18 protein-coding genes, 1 pseudogene and 1 riboswitch are annotated in these 22,388 nt (G+C 66.5%); of the genes and pseudogenes, 4 read left to right on the forward strand and 15 right to left on the reverse strand.

Annotated features, from left to right (window positions below):
* Positions 1-68: 68 nt before the first annotated feature.
* The 10 genes and pseudogenes from AC1DJN_RS05640 to AC1DJN_RS05685 all read right to left on the reverse strand — a co-directional run bounded on the left by AC1DJN_RS05640 (position 69) and on the right by AC1DJN_RS05685 (position 8,594).
* A complete protein-coding gene (locus tag AC1DJN_RS05640; protein ID WP_025878076.1) occupies positions 69-1,841 on the reverse strand; it encodes a DUF885 domain-containing protein in 1,773 nt (590 codons plus the stop codon).
* A 245-nt stretch (positions 1,842-2,086) separates the two neighbouring features.
* Positions 2,087-2,176 (reverse strand): annotated as a pseudogene (locus AC1DJN_RS05645) (lipid-A-disaccharide synthase N-terminal domain-containing protein); the annotation flags it as partial.
* A gap of 249 nt (positions 2,177-2,425) precedes the next feature.
* Positions 2,426-2,773, reverse strand: a complete 348-nt coding sequence (locus tag AC1DJN_RS05650) for a lipid-A-disaccharide synthase N-terminal domain-containing protein (RefSeq protein ID WP_025878793.1) — start codon at positions 2,771-2,773, stop codon at positions 2,426-2,428.
* Positions 2,773-3,495 carry a glycosyltransferase family 2 protein gene (locus AC1DJN_RS05655; protein ID WP_478038968.1) on the reverse strand — a complete coding sequence of 241 codons (723 nt, stop codon included), beginning with the start codon at positions 3,493-3,495 and terminating at the stop codon, positions 2,773-2,775. Before AC1DJN_RS05655 ends, AC1DJN_RS05650 begins: the two co-directional genes overlap by 1 nt.
* Before the next feature lie 90 nt (positions 3,496-3,585).
* On the reverse strand, positions 3,586-4,551 hold the full coding sequence (locus AC1DJN_RS05660; RefSeq protein ID WP_478013574.1) for an NAD-dependent epimerase/dehydratase family protein: 966 nt from the start codon (positions 4,549-4,551) through the stop codon (positions 3,586-3,588).
* Positions 4,552-4,615: 64 nt separating this feature from the next.
* Positions 4,616-5,341, reverse strand: a complete 726-nt coding sequence (locus AC1DJN_RS05665; RefSeq protein WP_032976777.1) for a suppressor of fused domain protein — start codon at positions 5,339-5,341, stop codon at positions 4,616-4,618.
* A gap of 142 nt (positions 5,342-5,483) precedes the next feature.
* A complete protein-coding gene (locus AC1DJN_RS05670; protein WP_478038969.1) occupies positions 5,484-6,407 on the reverse strand; it encodes a ParB/RepB/Spo0J family partition protein in 924 nt (307 codons plus the stop codon).
* Positions 6,407-7,204, reverse strand: a complete 798-nt coding sequence (locus AC1DJN_RS05675; protein WP_025878788.1) for a ParA family protein — start codon at positions 7,202-7,204, stop codon at positions 6,407-6,409. The genes AC1DJN_RS05670 and AC1DJN_RS05675 overlap by 1 nt, the downstream gene beginning before the upstream one ends.
* A 112-nt stretch (positions 7,205-7,316) precedes the next feature.
* Positions 7,317-7,955 carry a 16S rRNA (guanine(527)-N(7))-methyltransferase RsmG gene (rsmG, locus tag AC1DJN_RS05680; protein WP_313116459.1) on the reverse strand — a complete coding sequence of 213 codons (639 nt, stop codon included), beginning with the start codon at positions 7,953-7,955 and terminating at the stop codon, positions 7,317-7,319.
* Between the two features lie 39 nt (positions 7,956-7,994).
* Entirely contained in the window at positions 7,995-8,594 is a 600-nt protein-coding gene (locus tag AC1DJN_RS05685) for a 4'-phosphopantetheinyl transferase family protein (protein WP_032976775.1), read from the reverse strand.
* A gap of 84 nt (positions 8,595-8,678) precedes the next feature.
* On the opposite strand from AC1DJN_RS05685, the gene AC1DJN_RS05690 reads away from it, so the two are divergent.
* On the forward strand, positions 8,679-8,930 hold the full coding sequence (locus AC1DJN_RS05690; protein ID WP_025878785.1) for a GlsB/YeaQ/YmgE family stress response membrane protein: 252 nt from the start codon (positions 8,679-8,681) through the stop codon (positions 8,928-8,930).
* Positions 8,931-9,002: 72 nt separating this feature from the next.
* Here AC1DJN_RS05690 and xth read toward each other — a convergent pair whose 3' ends face one another.
* The 4 genes from xth to AC1DJN_RS05710 all read right to left on the reverse strand — a co-directional run bounded on the left by xth (position 9,003) and on the right by AC1DJN_RS05710 (position 14,834).
* Positions 9,003-9,770, reverse strand: a complete 768-nt coding sequence (xth, locus tag AC1DJN_RS05695; RefSeq protein WP_478038970.1) for an exodeoxyribonuclease III — start codon at positions 9,768-9,770, stop codon at positions 9,003-9,005.
* A gap of 267 nt (positions 9,771-10,037) precedes the next feature.
* A complete protein-coding gene (locus AC1DJN_RS05700) occupies positions 10,038-11,447 on the reverse strand; it encodes a coniferyl aldehyde dehydrogenase (RefSeq protein WP_442251890.1) in 1,410 nt (469 codons plus the stop codon).
* A 198-nt stretch (positions 11,448-11,645) separates the two neighbouring features.
* A complete protein-coding gene (locus tag AC1DJN_RS05705; protein WP_025878778.1) occupies positions 11,646-13,301 on the reverse strand; it encodes an MFS transporter in 1,656 nt (551 codons plus the stop codon).
* 111 nt (positions 13,302-13,412) lie between these two features.
* Positions 13,413-14,834 carry a DcaP family trimeric outer membrane transporter gene (locus tag AC1DJN_RS05710; RefSeq protein ID WP_442251891.1) on the reverse strand — a complete coding sequence of 474 codons (1,422 nt, stop codon included), beginning with the start codon at positions 14,832-14,834 and terminating at the stop codon, positions 13,413-13,415.
* A 245-nt stretch (positions 14,835-15,079) separates the two neighbouring features.
* Here AC1DJN_RS05710 and acs point away from each other — a divergent pair, with 245 nt between their 5' ends.
* From acs to AC1DJN_RS05725, 3 genes are all read left to right on the forward strand, one after another.
* Entirely contained in the window at positions 15,080-17,023 is a 1,944-nt protein-coding gene (gene acs, locus AC1DJN_RS05715; RefSeq protein ID WP_478038971.1) for an acetate--CoA ligase, read from the forward strand.
* Positions 17,024-17,104: 81 nt separating this feature from the next.
* Positions 17,105-17,770: a response regulator transcription factor gene (locus tag AC1DJN_RS05720; RefSeq protein ID WP_006477308.1), complete on the forward strand. Its 666-nt coding sequence runs from the start codon at positions 17,105-17,107 to the stop codon at positions 17,768-17,770.
* Between the two features lie 288 nt (positions 17,771-18,058).
* Positions 18,059-18,148, forward strand: a riboswitch (yybP-ykoY riboswitch).
* 89 nt (positions 18,149-18,237) lie between these two features.
* Complete coding sequence (locus AC1DJN_RS05725; RefSeq protein ID WP_032976929.1) at positions 18,238-18,813, forward strand: manganese efflux pump MntP; 576 nt, start codon at positions 18,238-18,240, stop codon at positions 18,811-18,813.
* Positions 18,814-18,852: 39 nt separating this feature from the next.
* On the opposite strand, the gene AC1DJN_RS05730 is transcribed toward AC1DJN_RS05725, so the two are convergent.
* Positions 18,853-22,296: a hybrid sensor histidine kinase/response regulator gene (locus AC1DJN_RS05730; RefSeq protein ID WP_478038972.1), complete on the reverse strand. Its 3,444-nt coding sequence runs from the start codon at positions 22,294-22,296 to the stop codon at positions 18,853-18,855.
* Between the last annotated feature and the right edge of the window lie 92 nt (positions 22,297-22,388).

Consider the following 22,388-nt stretch of genomic DNA (forward strand, 5'->3'; position numbering starts at 1 on the left):
GGGCTCCGACCCGCAGCAGGGTCGGATCCCCGCCGCTCTGGCGGCGCTCTGACCCGGCGGCGCGGCGATCAGGCCTTCTTGCGCTCGGCAATGTACGCCTGGATCTGCTGCTCCAGCACCGGCAACGGCACCGAACCCTGCTTCAGCAGCGTGTCGTGGAAGCCCTTGACGTCGAACTTGTCGCCCAGCTCCTTCTCGGCCTGCGCACGCAGGCGCACGATGGCGATCTCGCCGAGCTTGTAGCTCAACGCCTGCCCCGGCCAGGAAATGTAGCGATCCACTTCGGTGGTCACTTCGTGCTCACTCAGCGCCGTGTGGTCACGCAGGTAGGCCAGCGCCTGCTCGCGGCTCCAGCCCTTGCTGTGCACGCCRGTGTCGATCACCAGGCGCGTGGCGCGCCACATCTCGTAGGTCAGGCGACCGAAATCCTCGTACGGGGTTTCGTAGATGCCCATTTCCACGCCCAGCTTCTCGCAGTACAGCGCCCAACCTTCGCCATAGGCGGAGATGTAGGCATTGCGGCGGAACTCCGGCAGGTTCTTCTGCTCGGCAGCGATGGCACCCTGCAGTGCATGGCCCGGGTCGGATTCGTGCAGGGTCAACGCCGGCAGGTTGTACAGCGGGCGCGACGGCAGGTTGTAGGTGTTGAGCCAGTAGGTGCCCATGCCACCACGGCCGGCGGTCCAGAACGGCGCGATGTCCGGCGGCACCGGCACGATGGTGAAGCGCGCGCGCGGCAATGTCATGTACTTGCCGAGCTGGCCATCGGCGCGCTTGGAGATCCATGCGGCGCGCGACAGCAGTTCTTCCGGSGTCTTGGCGTAGAACTGCGGRTCGGTACGCAGGAAGGTCAGGAACTCGGCAAAGCTGCCCTTGAACTTCACCTGCTTGATGATGTCGTTCATTTCCTTCTGGATGCGTGCCACTTCATCCAGGCCGATGCGGTGGATCTCGTCCGGCGACAGGTCCAGCGTGGTGTATTCGTGGATCTGCTGCTTGTAGTACGCCTTGCCGTCAGGCATCGCTTCGGCGGCCAGGGTGGTACGCGCCTGTGGCACGTATTCGTTGACGAAGAAAGTGCGCAGTTGCTGGAACGCCGGCACCACCTTGCCGCTGATCGCCGCGCGGGCCTGTGCCTGCAGCTTGGCCTGCTCCGCAGCCGGGACGGTGTTGGGCAGCTTCTTGAACGGCGCGTACAACGGCGATTCGGTCGGGTCCTTCAGTTCGGCGACAGTGGCGATGGACACCTCGCGGCCATCAAGCACCGCACGCGGCACGCTGAAGCCGCGCTTCAGGCCGGCACGCATGTTCCCGGTCTGCTGGTCGAAGTAGCGCGGCACATCATTCAAGCGCGCGATGTAGTTCTGGTAGTCCTGCACGGTCTTCATTTCGCGCCGGGCCATGAAGGACAGGTTGGACCAGAACGAGGAATCGGCGTTGAACGGCATCTCGTAGCCGCGCAGGCGCACTTCTTCGGCCAGGTTGAACACCTGGTCGCGGTAGATCGCGTAGTTGACCTGGTTGTCGGGCGAAAGGGTCTTCGGGTCGATCTTCTTCAGCGCGGCCAGGGTCTGGTCCCATACCTCCAGGCGTGCCTGCTGCGCGGCCGGGCCGACGTCGGGCATGCGGGTGGCATTGGCCGGCGCGTCTTCGTCCTCGCTGGCCTCGCCGCCGCCTTGCTGGCGCCACTTCCATTCCTTCTCGTACAGCGCGCGGAAGGCGGCATCGGCGGGCGACTCGGTAGCCACGCTGGCCGGCGCGACGGCGGTGGGTGGTGCGGCCAGGGCCACGGCAGGGGCAGACAGGGCGATCAGCAGGGCTACGGCAAGACGGGTTTTCACAAGCACAGGTTCCCGGGAAGGCAGACCCCGATCATGGCACCCCTCACCGCGCATGGCATGGGACGAAGGTCCTGCCTCAGTAGATCCACGCCATGCGTGGATGCTCCTGCCGCGGACGCATCGGGCCAACCAAGGTCGGCATCACCCGGGCACGGCGGCGCCTGCGTGGCCACTCTGGTAGCTGCCAACCTTGGTTGGCACCCGGAGAAAACCAGCGCCGACCAAGGTCGGCGTCTACCGGGGCGTCAGTGACTGGCCTTGTCCCGCTTCCAGCCGCGATGCTTGATGTCCAGCTGCAGGCTGTACAACGCGGTGAACGCCGGGAACAGGTTCTGCCTGGGCCTAGCCCTGGTAGCTGCCAACCTTGGTTGGCAGGCGGGGAGACCCAGCGCCGAAGGCGCACGGTAGCGCGGGGCCATGCCCCGCGAGCGCGCAGCGCGGCCGATGTTGGCCGCCATTCCACAGCCGCCGGGCATGGCCCGGCGCTACCACAGCGGTGCCTGCGTCGCCGCTCTGGTAGCTGCCAACCTTGGTTGGCACCCGGAGAAAACCAGCGCCGACCAAGGTCGGCATCTACCAGGGCGTCAGTGACTGGCCTTGTCCCGCTTCCAGCCGCGATGCTTGATGTCCAGCTGCAGGCTGTACAACGCGGTGAACGCCGGGAACAGGTTCTGCAGCACGCCCACCGAGTCCTGCTTGGCCGAGAACAGGAAGTAGCTCAGCGTCATCAGGCTGCCGACCACGCTCATGTACCAGAACAGGCGCGGGATCACCGGCTTGCCGGCGCGCTTGGAGGCGACGAACTGGACCAGCCAGCGGCCACCGAACATCAACGCGCCGGTGTAGCCGATCAGCTTCCAGCCGGTCACATGCAGGCCGGTCCAGTACAACCAGGTCAGCGGCTGGTCCAGCCAGTGCAGCTCCAGATCCATCAACGCTCCTCCACCGCGGTGCGCTTGCTGYGGGTGATCAGCCAGGCCACGCCGCGCAGGTCGCGGATGCCGACCAGCGCGCGGCCCAGGTTGTTGTACTTGGACACGCCGGCCGTACGGTGGCGATGGTTGACCGGCACGCTGGTGGTCTTCCAGCCGGCACGCTGCATCAGCGCCGGCAGATAGCGATGCATGTGGTCGAAGTACGGCAGATCGAGGAAGGCGTTGCGCTCGAACAGCTTGATGCCGCAGCCGGTATCGGGAGTGTCATCGCGCAGCATGCGCGCGCGGATGGCATTGGCCCACTTGCTGGCCCAGCGCTTGCTGCCGCTGTCCTGGCGGTTGACGCGCCAGCCGGCGAACAGCTTCACCTGGGCATCGGCCGCATCACGGGCGTCCAGCAGCCTGGGGATGTCGGCCGGATCGTTCTGGCCATCACCGTCGAGGGTGGCGATCCACGGCGCACGCGCGTGCTTGACGCCGGTACGTACCGCGGTGCTCTGCCCGCTCTGCGAGACGTGGTGCAGCACGCGCAGCTCCGGCGTGGTGGCCTTCAGGCCCTGCAGCACGGCCAGGGTGTCATCGCGCGAATGATCGTCGATGTAGACGATCTCGAACGGCAGCCGTCCGCGCAGTGCAGCGGTGATTTCGGCCACCAGGGGCGCGACGTTGTCGCGCTCGTTGAATACGGGGACAACGACAGACAGCTCGGGTTGGCTCATGGGGGGACTCGGCCAAGGAGGGACAAAGACCGCGCATTTTCCGAAGCCGAGGTTATCCGAAGATGAATCCGGCGGCGTGAGGATCGGTTTTCAGGCGCGATCAGCAAAATACTCGCGACACCACTGCACCACCGGCGGCAGGCCCTGTTCGATCGGCATGACCGGTTCGTAGCCAAATGCGTCATGTGCGCGCTGGGTATCGGCCATCGTGCGCACCATGTCACCCGGCTGCATCGGCTTGTAGACCTTCTGCGCGGGGCGACCGGCGGCCTGCTCGATCACGCCGATGAAGCGCTCCAGCTCGACCGGCGTGTGGTTGCCGAGGTTGAACACCCGGTGCGGCACCGGACCATCAGCCGGATGCGCGAGGGCGCCGAGAATACCGGCCACGATGTCGGAGACATGTGTGAAATCGCGCTGCATGCGGCCTTCGTTGAACACATCGATCGAACGACCGGCCAGCACCGCGCGCGAGAACAGCAGCGGCGCCATGTCCGGCCGGCCCCACGGGCCATACACGGTGAAGAAGCGCAGGCCGGTGGCACGCAGGCCATACAGCTGTGCGTAGGTGTAGGCCATCAGTTCATTGGCGGCCTTGGTGGCGGCGTACAGCGAGCGCGGCTGGTCCACGCGCTGGTCTTCGGAAAACGGCGGCGTGGCCGAATCGCCGTACACCGAACTGCTGGACGCATACACCAGATGCTGCACGCCACGATGGCGGCACAGCTCGAGCATGTTGACGAAGCCGACCAGGTTGCTGTCGACGTAGGCGTGCGGGTTTTCCAGCGAATAGCGCACGCCGGCCTGCGCGGCCAAGTGGATCACCGCAGTCGGCTGTACTTCCTCGAACAGCGCGGCCAGGCCGTCGCGGTCGGTCAGGTCCAGCGTGCGCAGATCCAGCGTCGGGCACAGTGCGGCCACGCGGTCGCGCTTGATCTGTGGGTCGTAGTAATCGTTGAAGTTGTCCAGGCCGACCACCGACTGGCCCGCATCAAGCAGGGCACGAGCGGTGTAGGCACCGATGAAGCCGGCTGCGCCGGTGAGCAGGATGGTCATTGCGGTGAGCCTGGAATTCAACGGTCAATTCAGTAGTGATGGCGTCTGATGGTACGCGCAGGGCCTAGAACAGGCCGAAACGCTTCTTGGCCACATTGGTGCGCCCCGGCTGGATGACATCCTGGATGTTCTTCGCATCGAAGCGATCCAGCAGGGTTTCCGAGTCCTTTTTCAGCTTCAGGTCCATCTCTTCCGGGTACAGCGGCACGATCGCCATGAACTCGATGGTGGTGCCGTCTTCCAGCGCCAGCGTGCCGAAGTCGTCCGGGGTCGTGACCGGCGGCAGCACGATGGCGCCATCGAACCCCACGCCCGGTGCATAGGGCTCGGACGGATGGCCGTTGGGAATGGTGTGACCGAAGCCCAGCCAGGTGTCGTACTCGTGCGGCAGCCGCGCCAGGGTCTTCAGCAGGCGCACCGGCCAATAGTTGCGCTCATCCTCGAAGGCATCTTGGGTGATCGGCCAATCCGCTGGCAGGGTCACCATCAGTTCCATGTGCCGGGGGGCGTCCACCTCGTCGGGCACGGCCATCGGCAGATCGCTCATGCCCGAGGTCACCAGCCGCAGGTACGGGCACTCGTCGGTGGCGGGCACCACATGCACGTCGATGTGCACGATATCGGAGATGATTTCATGGAAGACCCCGGAGATCGGGCCAAGATGGCGCTCGATGTGCGCGCTGATCTCCTCGATGTGCGACTCCCCCTGGGCCGGGGTGAAGTCCTTCTCGCGGCTGTGCACGAGGATCGGGCTGCCGCCCGGGCTGACGTCGTCTACTTCAATGGTCATGTCCTGCTCCCTGGATGAGCCACGGGGCGGAGCGGCCCACCTGCGGTGGACGACGCGGCCTCCGGCACGCGCGGCGGTGCGTTCCCTGCAATCGACGGCACACGGCAGGAACAGGCCGTGCGCCCATGAAGATGCGCCGGGGTCAGCCCTGGCGCGTGCGCAGCCGCTCCAGCACGCCATCGAGCGTGTCCAGGTTGGCGTAATGGATGATCAGCTTGCCCTTGCCGCCGCGGCCATGGTTGATCGCAACGGAAGTCCCCAGCACTTCGGACAGCTCGGTTTCCAGCGAGGCGATGTCGGCCTGCTGCACCTTGGCCACCGGCTGGGGACGGTTGCTCGGCACCTTGCCGGCGGCAAACGCCTGCGCGCGGCGCTCGACCTCGCGCACCGACCAGCCTTCGTCGGCCGCTTCCTGGGCCAGCTTGCTGGCCAGTTCCGGGGCCAGCGTCAGCAGCGCGCGGGYGTGCCCCATCTCCAGCCGACGCGTTTCCAGCAGCAGGCGGATGGCGATCGGCAGCTCCAGCAGGCGCAGCAGGTTGGACACCGCCGCGCGCGAGCGGCCGACGGCCTCGGCGGCCTCGGCATGGGTCAGGGTGAATTCGCTGATGAGGCGCTGCAGCGCTTCGGCTTCTTCCAGCGGGTTGAGGTCTTCGCGCTGGATGTTCTCGATCAGCGCCATCGCGATGACGGTGCGGTCTTCCAGCTCACGCACCACCACCGGCACTTCGTCCAGGCCGGCCAGCTGCGAGGCGCGCCAGCGACGTTCACCGGCGACGATCTCGAAGTTGCCTGCCGGCAGCTGGCGCACCAGGATCGGCTGGATCACGCCCTGCGACTTGATCGAGTCGGCCAGTTCGGACAGCTTGCCCTGGTCCATCTCGCGACGCGGCTGGTACTTGCCCGGCTGCAGCTGGCCTACCGGCAGCTTGCGCAGCACTTCACCGGGCAGCGGCTCGATCACCGCCGTACTGGCCTGCACCTGGCTGACCGCGCCCTTCGGACCGAGCAGTGCGTCCAGGCCGCGGCCGAGGCCTCGCTTCTTGGCTGCAGGCTTGCTGCTGGTCATCAGACGGTCTCCACGGCCTTGGTGGCCTTGTTGCGTTCGTTATTGCGACGGATGATCTCGCCGGCCAGGCCGAGGTAGGCCACGCCGCCGCGCGAAGCACGATCGTAGCCGACGATGCTCTGGCCATGGCTGGGCGCCTCGGCCAGGCGTACGTTGCGCGGCACGATGGTGCGGAACACCCGGTCGCCGAAGTGTTCGGTGAGCTCGGCCGACACGGCATTGGCCAGGTTGTTGCGCACGTCGAACATGGTGCGCAGCACGCCTTCGATCTCCAGCGCCGGGTTGAGGTTGGCACGCAGCGCTTCGATGGTTTCCACCAGCGCGCTCAGGCCTTCCAGTGCGTAGTACTCGCACTGCATCGGCACGATCACCGAATCGGCGGCGGCCAGTGCGTTGAGGGTCAGCAGCGAGAGCGCCGGCGGGCAGTCGATCAGGATGTAGTCGTACTCATCGCGGATCGGTGCCAGCGCGCGCTTCAGGCGCTGCTCGCGCTCGCTCTGCGCCATCAGCTGGATCTCGGCCGCGGTCAGGTCGATGTTGCCCGGCAGCAGGTCGTAGCCTTCGGCGGTCTGCACGCGCACGTCGGCGGCGCTGGACTCGCCCAGCAGCAGGTCGTAGGTGGAGGAGACCAGCTCGCGCTTGTCCACGCCACTGCCCATGGTCGCGTTGCCCTGGGAATCCAGGTCGACCAACAGCACGCGCTTGGGTGCGTTGGCCAGGGAAGCGGCCAGGTTGACGGCGGTCGTGGTCTTGCCGACGCCACCCTTCTGGTTGGCGATGGCGATGATGCGGGCCATGCGGGTGTGCCTCGTCGACGTGTGCTGGGACCGGTCATTATGCGTACAACCGGGCCCGTGCGGAAATCGTGGATCGCCAACCGCTTGTTCCACAAGGGGCGGGCGGCGGGGTTCAGGGACCTGTGACGGTGACCAGATGGCGTTCACCGGCCAGGCCGGGCACGCTCAGCGCGACCACCTCGCGCACCTGCCAACCGGCCGGCAGCGCTGCGATCTCCTCATGCGGGTAGACGCCTTTCATGGCCAGCAACACGCCGCCGGGGCGCAGCAGGTGGCCACCGACGCGGACGATGCCGGCCAGGGTGTCCATCGCGCGCGCGGTCAGCTGGTCGTAGCTGCCCGGCTCGGCCAGCGCTTCGGCGCGCGATTCGGCCACGCGGGCATTGCCCAGGCCCAGCTGGCGCACGGCCTCGCGCATGAAGCGGGCCTTCTTGCCGTTGCTTTCCACCAGGGTGACCTGCAGGCCCGGGCAGGCGATCGCCAGCGGGATGCCCGGCAACCCGGGGCCGGTACCGAGGTCGGCCAGGCTGCCATCGGCCACGAACGGCTGCATCGCCAGCGAATCGAGCAGATGGCGGGTGACCATTTCCTGCGGATCGCGGATGGCGGTGAGGTTGTAGGTGCCGTTCCAGCGGTGCAGCAGCGCCAGGTAGCGCAGCAGCGGCGGGGCCAGCTCGGCGGCCAGGCCCATGCTGGCCAGGCCCTGCTGCAGCGTGTTCGCTACGCCGGCGGGAAGATCGTGTTCGCTCATGCCGGCATTATCGCCGGTTTTCGCCGTTGATTCGCCGATTCACTGCGGATACCAGGCCAATGCGGCGCGGAATTGTCCGCTGGCCTGCCATTCGTGCAGGTGCCAGCGCGCGGCCTCGCCCAACTCCGGGTCGCACCAGCGCAGGTGCAGGGCGCCATCGTCGGCCGGGGCCAGCTGCAGGCGGTGCAGGCCGAAGGAAATGCCCTGCCCGTGCGCCTTCAGCATCGCTTCCTTGGCACACCAGACGCGGAAGAACCAATGTTCGCGGTCGGCCTCGTCCAGGCCCTGCAGCCAGGCCACTTCGTCGGGATGGAAGAAGCGCTGGATGATTTCCAGCATGCGCGGGCGCGGGCGCAGCAGTTCCAGGTCCACGCCCAGCCGCACGCCCTCGCCCAGCGCTACCAGCAGCACCTCGCCGCTGTGGCTCCAGCCGGTGCCGTAGTGGGCGAGCGCGCCGCTCAGTTCCGGCCGGCCCTTGTCGTCGCGCACCAGCGGCAGCGCATCCGGCTCGCCGCCCAAGGCCTGTGCCAGCACCTGCCGGGCCTGCGGCTCACCGCGCTGGCCGGGGACGTGCGGGCAGCGCCAGACGGTAACCGGACCAAACCGCCAGGGGCCCTCAAGGGTGGCTGGCAGGCTCATCCGCACGCGCCCGTCACAGGATTGCACAGCGGGTTCACGGCATTGCGCGTCAACTGGACGCGGTTATCCACCGGAGAGTCGATCATGGGCATCATCATCTGGCTGATCGTCGGCGGCATCGTCGGCTGGCTGGCAAGCATCATCATGAAGCGCGATGGCCAGCAGGGCATCATCCTCAACATCGTGGTGGGCATCGTCGGCGCACTGATTTCCGGCTGGCTGTTCGGCGGCGGCATCAATGAAGCGATCACCCTGCGCACGTTCCTGTTCTCGCTGATCGGCGCGGTGATTCTTCTGGCCATCGTCAACCTGTTCACCCGCAAGAGCATACGCTGACGCGGCGGTAGTGCCGGCCGCTGGCCGGCAGATGCATCGCAACGGGCCCGGCAATCGCCGGGCCCCGTTCGTTCAACCCAATTCCACCCACGCCGGCGCATGATCGCTGGGACGTTCCCAGGTGCGCGGCTCGCGGTCGATGCCCGAGGCCACCGCAGTGCCCTTCAGCGCATCGGRGACCAGGGTGAGGTCGATGCGCAGACCGAGGTTGCGGCGGAAACCCGCTGCGCGGTAGTCCCACCAGCTGAAGGTGCCGGCCTCATCGTTGTGCAGGCGGAAGCCATCGTGCAGGCCCAGCTGCAGCAGCTTGTTCAGTGCGCCGCGCTCGGCAGTGGAGGTCAGGATGTGGTTGTCGTTCCACACCTCCGGGTCATGCACGTCGCGCGCATCGGGGGCGATGTTGAAGTCGCCCATCACGATCAGCTTCGGATGCCGCTGCAGTTCTTCGGCGATCCACGCGTGCACCGCCTCCAGCCAGCGCAGCTTGTACTCGTACTTGTCGGTGCCCACGTCCTGGCCGTTGACCACGTACAGGTTGATCACCCGCAGGTCGCCGAAGGTGCCGGCGATGACMCGCTTCTGCTCGTCCTCGAAGCCGGGAATGCCGATCTGCACGTCCTGTGCCGGCTCGCGCGACACCAGCGCCACGCCGTTGTAGGTCTTCTGCCCGGCGAACACGCTGCGGTAACCGGCGGCGACCAGCGCCGAGTCCGGGAACTTGTGGTCCTCCAGCTTGGTTTCCTGGATGCCGACGATGTCCGGGCCGAAGTCCTTGAGCCACTGCTCCAGGTGCGGCAGGCGGACATTGAGCGAATTGACGTTCCACGAGGCGATTTTCATGCGGGCATTCTACCCGGGTGGGCTTTGGTAGAGGCCGACCTTGGTCGGCGCTTTGCTTCCCGCTGTTGCCTTCGTAGAGGCCGACCTTGGTCGGCGCTTGGGGTTCACGCGCGCCAACCAAGGTTGGCCCCTACCGGAACCGGCCGCACGGGTTGGCCCCTACCGGTAGTGCCGGCCGCTGGCCGGCAACCCGATGACCCTTCCGGCAAGACCCTGCACCTGCCGGCCAGCGCACGGCACTACCACTGGTGCACGCACTGCCTGGATTCACCGAAGCAGCAGTTTCAACAACCCCGCAATCTTCGAATACGGCGGCCGCAGCCGATCACTGGCCGCCCAGCGCGACTGCCACAGCACCGGCAACAGCTTGCTCATCGCATCAAACCCGGCCCGCCCGTGGTACGCCCCCATGCCACTGGCGCCCACCCCACCAAACGGCAAGCCATCGGCGGCGAAGTGCAGCAGGGTGTCGTTGACCGTGACCCCGCCGGCCAGCACCTGGCCGAGAATGCGCTCCACCGTGGCCGTGTCGTGGCTGAAGGGATACAGCGCCAGCGGCCGGTCGCGGGCCACGATGTCGGCCAGCGCCGCATCCAGGTCCGGATAGGCGCGCACCGGCAGGATCGGGCCGAAGATCTCATCGCGCATCAGGTCCAGGTCATCCGGCGGGTCCAGCACCACGGACGGCACCAGCAGCCGCTCGCGATCGGCGCGCGCGTCATCCACCTGCGCCAGCGGAATCACCGGCACCCCGCGTTCGCGGGCCTGCGCCAGATAGCCCTGCAGGCGCCGGTACTGGCCCTCGTTGATGATTCGCGTGTAATCATCGGCATCGCTGAAATCACCATAGCGCTCGCGCACCTGCTGCTGCAGCGCCTGCACGAACTCACGCTGGCGCACGCTGTCGATCAGCACGTAATCCGGCGCGATGCAGGTCTGGCCGGCATTGAACCACTTGCCGGTGGCCAACCGCGCGGCGGCTTTGTCCAGCGGGAAATCGCGGCAGACGATCGCCGGCGACTTGCCGCCCAGTTCCAGCGTCAGCGGCACCAGATGCTCCGCCGCCGCCGCCATCACCTTGCGGCCGACCGCGGTGGAACCGGTGAACACGAGGTGGTCCAGCGGTAGCGAAGACACCGCCGCGGCCACGTCCGCGTCACCCTGCACCACCGACACACGATCGGGCGGGAACACGCTGGCCAGCAGATCGGCCAGGAACGCGCTGGTGCGCGGGGTGTGCTCCGAAGGCTTCAACAGCACATGGTTGCCAGCGGCAATCGCGGTGGCCAGCGGCACCAACGCCAGCGTGACCGGATAATTCCACGGCGAGATCACCCCGACCACACCCAGCGGCATCGGCCGCAGCTGCGCGCGGGCTGGCCACAGTCGCCAGCCGGCGCCCACCCGCTGCGGCTTCGACCAGCGCCGCAGGTGGCGACGCAGGTGGTCGATGGCCGACAGCACGCTCATGCCGTCGGCCAGCTTTGATTCCACGTGGGCACGATGGCCGAAGTCCTCGGCGATGGCCGCAGCCATTTCGTCCATGCGGTCCTTCAACGCCGCGCGCAGGCGACGCAGGTCGGCTTCGCGCTGGTCCAGCGAAGGACGCTGGGCCTGCCAGGCGCTGCGCAGGTTGTGCAGGATGACGGGGAGGTCGGCTGGGGCGGTGGTGGTCATGGGCCGACTATACGGCGTGCTCTGCAATGTAATGGTAGTGCCGGCCGCTGGCCGGCAGCCTCATGGATCTCCGGCAGACATCGTGCAGTTGCCGGCCAGCGGCCGGCACTACCAGGGTGCGGGCCGGATAAGCGCCCCCACAAACAGAAAGGCCGTGGTCTGCACCACGGCCTCTCCTTCACTCGATGAACATCATTCTTACTTGGTGATGTCCACGTTCTTCGTCTCGCGCAGGAACAGGCCGCCAATCACCACCGACATCAGCGCGATGATGATCGGGTACCACAACCCGTAGTACAGGTTGCCGGTACCGGCCACCAGCGCGAACGAGATCGCCGGCAGGAAGCCACCGAACCAGCCGTTGCCGATGTGGTACGGCAGCGACATCGAGGTGTAGCGGATGCGGGTCGGGAACAGTTCGACCAGGTAGGCGGCGATCGGGCCGTAGACCATGGTCACGTACAGCACCAGCAGCCACAGCATCAGGATCGTGCCTGCGTAGTTGATGCGCGAACCATCGGCCTTGGCGGGATAGCCGGCACCGGTCAGYGCAGTCTTCAGCTCAGCACCGAATGCATCGGCCTTGGCCTTTCCTTCTTCCTTGGTCAGGCCGGCGGCCTCGTACGAGGTGACGCTGGCGCTGCCCACGTTGACCATCGCCAGCGAACCGGCAGCGGCCGGCTGCACGTCATACGGCACACCGGCCTTGGTGAGCGCGGCGGTGGCGACGTCGCAGGAGCTGGTGAACTTGCGCAGGCCCACCGGATCGAACTGGAAGGAGCAGGTGGTCGGGTCGGCCACGACCAGCGCCGGCGAACTGCTGCGGGCCTCTTCGATGGCCGGGTTGGCGAAGTGGGTCAGGCCCTTGAAGATCGGGATGTAGGTGATGGCGGCCAACAGGCAGCCGGCCAGGATGATCTTCTTGCGGCCGATTCGGTCGGACAGCCAGCCGAAGAAGATGAAGAACGGCACGCCCAGCGCCAGCGCGGCGGCGATCAGCAGGTAGGAGGTGGTGGCGTCGACCTTCAGCATGCTGCTGAGGAAGAACAGCGCGTAGAACTGGCCGCCATACCAGACCACCGCCTGACCCGCTGCGGCGCCGAGCAGCACCAGCAGCATCAGCTTCAGGTTGCCGCCCTTCAGGCTGTCACGGAACGGCGTCTTGGAACCCTTGCCCTCCGACTTCATCTGCTGGAACAGCGGCGACTCGCTCAGCTGCAGGCGGATCCACACCGACACACCCAGCAGCACGATCGAGACCAGGAACGGAATGCGCCAGCCCCAGGCTTCGAACGCTTCGTTGCCGAGGAAGTAGCGGCAGGCCAGGATGATCAGCAGCGACATGAACAGGCCGAGGGTGGCCGTGCACTGGATGAAGCTGGTGTACAGGCCACGCTTGTCGTCCGGCGCGTGTTCGGCCACGTAGGTCGCCGCACCACCGTACTCGCCGCCCATGGCCAGGCCCTGGGCCAGGCGCAGGATGATCAGTATCACCGGCGCGGCGAAGCCGATCGAGGCGTAGTTGGGCAGCACACCGACCAGGAAGGTCGAGATGCCCATGATCAGGATGGTGACCAGGAAGGTGTACTTGCGGCCGATGCGGTCGCCGAGGCTGCCGAAGAAGGCCGCACCGAACGGGCGCACGAAGAAGCCGGCCGCGAAGGCCAGCAGGGCGAAGATCATGCCCGTGGTTTCATTGACGCCACTGAAGAACTGCTTGGCGATGATCGCCGCAAGCGAGCCATACAGGAAGAAGTCGTACCACTCGAAAACGGTGCCCAGGCTGGACGCGAAGATGACCTTCTTGTGTCCCTGGGTTAGTTGGGCTTTCGCCGGTGCAGGTGTTGTGGACATGGGAAGCTTTCCCTCTGTAGGTGCCGACCTCGGTCGGCACGCAGTCTAGGTAGGTGCCGACCGTTGGTCGGCACTCATTCTTGGTAGGTGCCGACCTTGGTCGGCACTCCTTTAGAAGCTGTACTTCGTAGTGAACTGCAGACGGGTGATATCGCCCTTGTTGCCGTTCTCTATCTCGCGCTTGCCGTACATCAGCTCGGCACCGACATCGACCTTGGGCAGCGGCGAGTAGAAGATGTTGCCGCGGATGCTCTGCACGCTCTTGGTCACCAGCGGGCCGAGGATGCTGTCGTTGTCGTAGTCGCTGCGCGCATAGATCAGGTTGGTGCGCAGCTTCGGCGAGAACGCATGGCGCCAACCGACATAGCCGGCGATCACACCGGTCGGGTTGAGCTCGTCACGGGCCACGTCATAGGCCGAATCGGCGGTGATGCCCAGGCCGATGTAACGGGCGATGCCCTCGCCACCGGTGAACTGGTAGTGCAGCGAATCGCTGTCACCCATCACCCACTTGCCGCCCAGGGTCAGGCCACCGGCCACCTTGTCGGCCTTTGCGCCGGTGGCCTGGTTGTCGACCTTCAGCTGACGGACGATACCGCCAACACCGAACGTACCCCAGTCACCCTTCCAGCCATAACGCAGGGTCAGGTCCGGCAGGCTGCCGCGATCGGAATTGGCGCTGGCATTGGTCCAGGCGCCGGTGACCGGATTGCGCGCACCGGTGAGGGTGGTCGTTTCCGGATTCTCCAGCGCGACGCTGAAGCCACCCTGGGTGTAACGCACCTGCGCCTGGCGCACGAAGATCACGCCATCGGTGGGACCGACGAAGTCGACCGCTTCCGGCAACGACGCCGCATCCATGAAGTTCGACCAGGTCTGGCCGGCCATCCAGTTGTTCCAGTACATGTACGCATGGCGCAGGGTCACGCCATAGGTGTTGGTGGCGGTCTGGTTGCCCAGCGAGTTGCCGAAGAAATCCATCTCGAAGAACGCGCCGGCCTTGTTGCCCGACTCGCTGACGTTGTCGATGCCCAGGTTGAAGCGCGAGAACTTGGCGTGGGCGTTGTAGTCCACGTCCGAGCGCTTGCCGCTGCCGCCGGCGCCTTCCACCGGGGTCTGCCCGGGCAGGTACAGCGAGCGGCCGGTGGCGTCGTCGGCCAGTTGGCCATCGCTGGTCTGGGTGGCCAGGAAATCGGCCTTGATGAAACCGCCGATCTTGACCGTGGTGCCCGGCGCCGCGCCGGGGGTGATGGTGGTGACCTGGATCGGCTGCTTGCCCGCAGGCACCGCCGGCTTCTGTTCGGCCTGCAGCGTGCGGACGTCGGTGACCGCCTGCTGGGTCTGCACGATCTGGGTCTGTTGCTGCTGCTGCGACGCCAGCAGCGCCTGCACCTGCCGCTCCAGTTCGGCGACGCGTGACTCCAGTGCCTTCTCTTTGGCGGTCTCGGCGAACGCCATGCCCGGTGCGACCAGGGCGACCAACAGGCAGGCCGCCAAAGGTGTGCGCACGGCTTTCAACGTACGGTGGCTCATGTTGCCCTCTCTCCCAAGTGGCAAGGTGATGCCGCGCGTGGGGCACGGTCGAGCCGAGACTGCGGGGCGTTTGCACGCACCGGCTATTGGCCATTGGTCGAACCCGGGCCTGCAGGGGCCCGACTTTCGACCAAGGTCTAACCGAAGTGGTGACGCGACCGGGGGTGGATGGGGCAAACTGAGGGGGAACGGCTGCTGCAATGCTGCGGCTGCACACACAAAGTCAACGTGCAAGTGAGGGTGCCATGGCTGATCTCTACCCTGTCGATCCGCAGTTCGCCGCCAAGGCGCGTATCGACAAGAACACCTATGAACAGCAGTACCAGGCCTCGGTGTCCGATCCGGATGCGTTCTGGGGCAAGGCTGCCGAGCGGCTGGACTGGTCGCGCAAGCCGACGAAGATCAAGAACGTCAGCTACGACCTGTCCGACTTCCACATCAAGTGGTTCGAAGATGGCGAGCTCAACGCCAGCGTGAACTGCCTGGACCGCCAGCTGGAAAAGCGCGGCGACAAGACGGCCCTGCTGTTCGAGCCGGACAGCCCGGACGCGCCGGCCCAGCACGTGACCTATCGCGAGCTGTACGAGCGCACCTGCCGTCTCGGCAACGCGCTGCGCAACCTGGGTGTCAAGAAGGGCGACCGGGTCACCATCTACCTGCCGATGATCGTCGACGCTGCCGTGGCCATGCTGGCCTGCGCGCGCATCGGTGCGATCCACTCGGTGGTGTTCGGTGGCTTCGCCCCGAATTCGATCGCCGACCGTGTCAGCGACTGCCAGAGCAAGCTGATCATCACCGCCGACGAAGGCCTGCGCGGTGGCCGGAAGATTCCGCTGAAGGCCAACGTCGATGCGGCGCTGAAGCTGCCCGGCACCAATACCGTGGAAACCGTGCTGGTGGTGCGCCACACCGGCGGTGCGGTGGACATGCAGGCCCCGCGCGACCGCTGGTTCCATGATGTGGTCGACAGCCAGCCGGCCAGCTGCGAGCCGGAACCCATGAACGCCGAGGATCCGCTGTTCATCCTCTACACCTCCGGTTCCACCGGCAAGCCGAAGGGCGTGCTGCACACCACCGCCGGCTACCTGCTGTACGCGGCGTACACCCATGAAGCGGTGTTCGACCTGCGCGAGGACGACATCTACTGGTGCACCGCCGACGTCGGCTGGGTCACCGGCCACAGCTACATCGTGTACGGCCCGCTGGCCAACGGCGCGACCTCGCTGATGTTCGAAGGCGTGCCGAACTACCCGGACACCTCGCGCTTCTGGAACGTGATCGACAAGCACAAGGTGTCGATCTTCTACACCGCTCCCACCGCCATCCGCGCGCTGATGCGCGAAGGCGAGGAGCCGGTGAAGAAGACCTCGCGCGCCTCGCTGCGCCTGCTTGGCAGCGTCGGCGAACCGATCAATCCGGAAGCCTGGCGCTGGTACTACGAAGTGGTCGGCGACAGCCGTTGCCCGATCGTCGATACCTGGTGGCAGACCGAGACCGGCGGCATCCTGATCTCGCCGCTGGCCGGTGCGATGGATCTGAAGCCGGGTTCGGCCACCCTGCCCTTCTTCGGCGTGCAGCCGGCCCTGGTCAATGCCGATGGCGAGATCAAGGACGGCCCGACCGAAGGCAACCTGATCATCCGTGACTCCTGGCCGGGCCAGATGCGCACGGTGTACGGCGACCACCAGCGCTTCATCGACACCTACTTCCGCACTTACCCGGGCAGSTACTTCACCGGYGACGGCTGCCGYCGCGAYGAAGACGGYTACTACTGGATCACCGGCCGCGTGGACGAYGTGATCAACGTGTCCGGCCACCGCATCGGCACCGCCGAAGTGGAAAGCGCGCTGGTCTCGCACCCGAAGGTGGCCGAAGCCGCCGTGGTCGGCTTCCCGCACGACGTGAAGGGCCAGGGTATCTATGCCTACGTCACCCTGGTGGCCGAAGAAGCGCCCAGCGATGAGCTGCAGAAGGAGCTGGTCGCCTGGGTGCGCAAGGAGATCGGGCCGATCGCCACGCCCGACCACCTGCAGTGGGCACCGGGCCTGCCGAAGACCCGTTCGGGCAAGATCATGCGCCGCATCCTGCGCAAGATCGCCGAGAACGCRCCGGACCAGCTSGGCGACACCTCGACCCTGGCCGATCCRTCRGTSGTGGCGTCGCTGGTGGAMGAGCGCAAGGTGCGTTGATGTGCTACCCGGGGTCGGATCCCTTTCCACAAGGAAAGGGCTCTGACCCCATCTGCTTTCCCCCCACGGTTCCCCCCGACCATGACCACCCTCCTGATTGCCGATGACCATCCGTTGTTCCGCGAAGCCCTGCGGGGTGCCGTGCAGCGGGTCATTCCGGGCGTTCAACTGTTCGAGGCCGACAGCGTGGAGGCGCTGTATGCGCTGGCCGACCAGCACAACGACGCCGACCTGGTCCTGATGGATCTCAACATGCCCGGCGCACAGGGCTTCAACGCACTGGTACACATGCGCTCGCTGCATCCGCACCTGCCGGTGGTGGTGGTGTCCGCACGCGAAGAAGCCACGGTGATGCGGCGTGCACTCGACCATGGTGCGCTAGGTTTCATTCCGAAATCCGCCGATTCGGACACCATCGGCCATGCACTCGGCACCATCCTCGATGGCGAGACCTGGGCGCCGCCGGAAGCACACAACGTGCCGCCCACCGGCAGCGAAGAACGCGAAGTCGGTCAGCGCCTGCGCGAGCTGACCCCGCAGCAGTTCCGCGTGCTGCAGATGTTGGGTGCGGGCCGCTTGAACAAGCAGATCGCCTACGACCTCAATGTCTCCGAAGCGACGATCAAGGCTCACGTGACCGCGATCCTGCGCAAGCTGGGCGTGACCAACCGCACCCAGGCGGTGCTGATGGCCGGCAAGCTGGCGATCGACGACGACGCCATCGTGCTGCCGCCGGAAGAAGACTGAGGGTTTGTGCCGGCTGCTGGCCGGCAATCGCCCGTACCTGTATCGCCGCTGCGCTCGCCGGGCATGGCCCGGCGCTACCGGAAACTGCTTTTGCGGGTGCCAGGCTTGCTTGGCACGCTCTCGCCGTTGCGCGTGCCGGCCAGCGGCCGGCACTACCCGCTACGCTCGCCGGGCACGGCCCGGCGCTACCGTATCGCCCGTGGTATAGCCATCGCTATACAAACCAGCCGTGCCTGCGCGTTTCGCGGGAGATGCGCCACGCGCGGATCGCGGTGCTAAGCTTCGCGTCCCCTTGGGGAGTAGCCGGATTCCTACGCAGGAATCGTCCACGTCAACATACTCGGCCAGTGCGCCGTGGCGTGGACAACCATGATGGTTGGCGAGACCAGCGGCCCGCGCGCGCAACGTCAGGTTGGGCGCGAGCGCGAGCCGTGCGTCCGTCCTTGCCCGACCTTCTGCTGCCGCTCATGTCTCCTGTTTCGATCCTCCTGATCGGCTTTGCCATGTCCACCGATGCCTTCGCCGCGGCGATCGGCAAGGGTGCCGCCATGCGCAGGCCGGTGTTCCGTGATGCGCTGCGCGCCGGCATCATCTTCGGCGTCATCGAGGCGATCACGCCCATCATCGGCTGGCTGCTCGGTCGTGCCGCCCTGCAGTACGTCGAAGCCTTCGACCACTGGATTGCCTTCGGCCTGCTCGGCGCACTGGGCATCCACATGATCTACAACGGCCTGCGCCCTGACAGCGGCGAGGACGATGAAGATCCGTCGCAGCACCACGGCTTCTGGAAGCTGGCACTGACCGGTTTCGCCACCAGCATCGACGCGATGGCGGTGGGCATCGGCCTGGCCTTCATGGACGTGCATATCGGCGTGATGGCGGCGGTCATCGGCCTGTGCACGCTGACCATGGTCACCGCCGGCATCATGCTTGGCCGCGCACTTGGCAGCATGGTCGGCAAGCGCGCCGAAATCATCGGTGGCGTGATCCTGGTGATCATCGGTGCGACGATCCTGTACGAACACCTGCACGGCGTGGCGTAACCTGCCGGCGATTGCGAGGTTGCCGGCCAGCGGCCGGCACTACCGGGCGTCGCGCAACGCGCCCAGGAACGCGCGCAGTGAGGCTGGCTTGATCGGCTTGGTCAACAGGCGATAGCCGCGCTCGCGTGCCATCCGCTTCAGTTCATCGCGGCCATCGGCGGTAAGCAGCGCGCCGGGCAATGGATAGCCCGCCGCTTCGCGCAGTGCCACCAGTGCATCCAGGCCATCCATGCGATCGTGCAGGTGGTAGTCCACCAGCATCACCTGCGGACGCTCGGCGATCTTCTGCAACGCCTGGTCCACCGTCGATGCGGTGATCACCTGCACCTGCCAGCGCCCCAGCAGCGCGCGCATGCCATCGAGGATCTCCTCGTCGTTGTCCACGCACAGCACGCGCAGGCCGGCCAGCGAATCGCTGCGGATCGGCGGTGCGGCCTGCGCCACGGTGAGCGCTTCGGTATATCCCGGCAACGGCGCTACCTGCGGCAGGATGATCGAGAACATCGATCCACTGCCAACCCGGCTGCGGGCATTCAAGCGATGGTCAAGCAGGCGCGAGATGCGCTGGCAGATCGACAGGCCCAGCCCCAGGCCCTGCTCGCCCCAGTCAAACGGCTGCTGGTAGCGGTGGAACTCATCGAAGATCTGTCGCATGTGGTGTTCGGGAATGCCGGGGCCGGTATCCCACACCTGCAGCTCCACTTCGTCGCCGCGCTGGCGCACGRCAAGCACGATGCGCCCCTGCCGCGTGTAGCGCAGCGCATTGGCCAGGAAGTTCTGCAGCACGCGGCGCAGCAGGCGGCGATCACTGCGCACCCAGGTGGTACGCGCGAACAGATCCAGCCGCAGCCCACGCCCGGCCGCAACCGGCGTGTACTGCGCGGCCAGCTCACGCATCAACGCACTGACATCGAATTCGCCGATCACCGGATGCAGGCCACCAGCATCCAGCCGCGACACGTCCAGCAGCCCATCCAGCAGCTCTTCGGCCGCACGCAGCGACGCATCCACGCGTTCGGCCAGGTGCCGCTGCTCGTCACTGACATGGTCGCTGTCGCGCAGCGCCGAAGCGAACAGTCGCGCCGCATTCAACGGCTGCAGCACGTCATGGCTGATCGCCGCCAGGAAGCGGGTCTTCGATTGCTGTGCGACTTCCGCAACATGCGAGCGCTCGGCCACGCGCTGTTCCAGTGTTTCGTTGGCTTCCAGCAGCGCCCGTTCGGCGTGCTTGTAGTCGGTGATGTCGTTGTAGCTGGTGACGTAACCGCCGCCGGGCAGTGCCTGGCCACGCATTTCGATCACCTTGCCATCGCTGCGGGTGCGCTCGAACACGTGCGGCGAACCGGCGCGCATATAGCCGATGCGGCGGTTGATCTGCACTTCGATGTCGCCCTCGCCCAGCTCGCCACGCTCGGCGTTGTAGCGGATCAGATCCGCCACCGGGCGGCCCACGTAGAGCATGCCGTCGGGATAGCCGAACATGTCCTGGTAGCGCCGGTTCCACGCGGTCAGGCGCATGTCCGGGTCGACCACGCTGACGCCGGCGCTGATGTTTTCCAGGGTGGTCGACAGGATCTCGCGGTTGAAGCGCAGTTCCTGCCCGGCTTCGTCCAGCACCGCCACCACTTCGCCCAGGTCCATGCCGGAGCCACGCAGCAGGCTGGTCAGCAGCAGGCGCGCGGACGCCGCCCCGATCGATGCGGCCAGCAGGCGCTCGGTGAACTGCACCCACGGCCGGTCCGCCGGTGCCGAGGACTGCAGCTCGCGCCCCAGCGACTGCGCCTGTTCGAAGAACGAGCGCCGCGCATGGCGCTCGCCGACCACGCGCGAGGCCAGTGCCAGCAGGTCGCCCACGTGCACGTGGCCCGGCCAACCACCGGCCACTGAAGGCCGCTCGGCATAGGGATCGAGGAAGGGCGCAGCGCGCAGGCGCTCATCCACGCCCGGACGCCAACGCGCCGATACCAGCATCATCGTCGCCGCGTTGACCAGCAGCGACCAGAACGTGCCATGGGTCAGCGGGTCCCAGCCGGTCATGCCGAACAGCTGTTGCGGCCGCAGCCAATCGATGCCGAACGGACCATGCTGCACCCAGCCTGCATCCATCCAGCCGGCCATGGTCATCGCCGGCAGCAGCAGGGTGTACAGCCAGGTGGCGAAGCCGAGCAGCATGCCGGTCTCGACGCCACGACGGCTGGCGCCGCGCCAGTACAGGCCACCGATCAGGCCCGGCGCGAACTGCGCCACCGCGGCGAACGCCATCAGTCCGTACGAGGCCAGCGTGCTGTCGTTGCTGCTGCTGCGGTAGTAGCTGTAGGCCATCAGTGCCAGCAGCAGGATCGCCAGCCGGCGGATCCACAGCACCCGCGAGGCGACATCGGCCGCTTCCTGGTGGTCGCCACTGCGACGCAGCAGCACCGGCATCACCAGATCGTTGCTGACCATCGTCGCCAACGCGATCGAGGACACGATGACCATGCCGGTGGCGGCAGAGAACCCGCCGATATAGGCGATCAGTGCCAGCGCGTTGCGGCCCTCGGCCAGCGGCAACGCCAGCACCATCGAGTCGTCGGCCACGCCGCTTCCGGTACCGAACAGGCTGATGCCGGCCGTGGCGATCGGCAGCACCATCGCCGAGATCAGCACCAGGTAGCCGCCGAACATCCAGCGCGCGCGGCGCACGTCGCGCACATCCCCGCACTCCACCACCGCCACATGGAACTGGCGCGGCAGGCAGATGATGGCCAGGAAACTGAGCAGCGTCTGCGAAATGAACCCCACCGGCGGAAGCCCGGTGAACAGCGTATGCACCGACTCCACCACCGCCTCGTTGCGGTCGCTGAGCCAGACATAGGCGAACACGCCCACCGCCACCATCGCCACCAGCTTGATCACCGACTCCAGCGCGATGGCCAGCATCATGCCGTGGTGGTGTTCGGTGGCGTCCACCTGGCGGGTACCGAACAGGGTGGCGAACAGCGCCATCAGCAACGCCACGTACAGGGCCGGATCGCTGAAGAACCCGGTCGGGCCGGTGTTGCCGGTCAGTACCTGCAGGCTCATCGCCACCGCTTTGTACTGCAGGGCGAGGTAGGGAATGATGCCGATCAGCGCGATGATCGCCACCAGCGCCGCCAGCCGCCGCGAGCGGCCGAAGCGCGAGGAAATGAAATCAGCGATGGAGACCACGTTCTGGCTGCGCGCGATCAGCGCCAGACGCTCGATGATGCGCCAGCCGAACAGCAGCAGCAGCAACGGGCCGATGTAGATCGGCAGGTAGCCCACACCATTGCGCACGGCGGTACCGACTGCGCCGTAGAAGGTCCACGACGAGCAGTACACCGCCAGCGCCAGGCTGTAGACGACCGGCCRCAGCCACGGCCGGTCCGGGTACATCGGCCGACGGTCGCCCCACCACGCCACGCCGAACAGCAGCGCAGCGTAGGCAACCGAGACCAGCAGCAGGATCCAGCTGGAGACCAAGCGCGTGTTTCCGTCGGAGGAGGGGCCAGTAGATCACGACCGTTGATCGTGATGGTAGGTCACGACGGGGGGGCGCAAAGGTGGGTCATGAC

This window comes from Stenotrophomonas sp. 05L414_2, from assembly GCF_056397905.1.

Bases quoted from the DNA above. Each gene is read 5' to 3' on its own strand.
- rsmG (WP_313116459.1), bottom strand. From the start codon at position 7,955: ATGAGCGAACACGATCTTCCCGCCGGCGTAGCGAACACGCTGCAGCAG.
- AC1DJN_RS05720 (WP_006477308.1), top strand. From the start codon at position 17,105: ATGACCACCCTCCTGATTGCCGATGACCATCCGTTGTTCCGCGAAGCC.
- AC1DJN_RS05700 (WP_442251890.1), bottom strand. From the start codon at position 11,447: ATGACCACCACCGCCCCAGCCGACCTCCCCGTCATCCTGCACAACCTG.
- AC1DJN_RS05710 (WP_442251891.1), bottom strand. From the start codon at position 14,834: ATGAGCCACCGTACGTTGAAAGCCGTGCGCACACCTTTGGCGGCCTGC.
- AC1DJN_RS05660 (WP_478013574.1), bottom strand. From the start codon at position 4,551: ATGACCATCCTGCTCACCGGCGCAGCCGGCTTCATCGGTGCCTACACC.
- AC1DJN_RS05685 (WP_032976775.1), bottom strand. From the start codon at position 8,594: ATGAGCCTGCCAGCCACCCTTGAGGGCCCCTGGCGGTTTGGTCCGGTT.
- AC1DJN_RS05725 (WP_032976929.1), top strand. From the start codon at position 18,238: ATGTCTCCTGTTTCGATCCTCCTGATCGGCTTTGCCATGTCCACCGAT.
- AC1DJN_RS05675 (WP_025878788.1), bottom strand. From the start codon at position 7,204: ATGGCCCGCATCATCGCCATCGCCAACCAGAAGGGTGGCGTCGGCAAG.
- AC1DJN_RS05665 (WP_032976777.1), bottom strand. From the start codon at position 5,341: ATGACCATTGAAGTAGACGACGTCAGCCCGGGCGGCAGCCCGATCCTC.
- AC1DJN_RS05650 (WP_025878793.1), bottom strand. From the start codon at position 2,773: ATGGATCTGGAGCTGCACTGGCTGGACCAGCCGCTGACCTGGTTGTAC.
- AC1DJN_RS05690 (WP_025878785.1), top strand. From the start codon at position 8,679: ATGGGCATCATCATCTGGCTGATCGTCGGCGGCATCGTCGGCTGGCTG.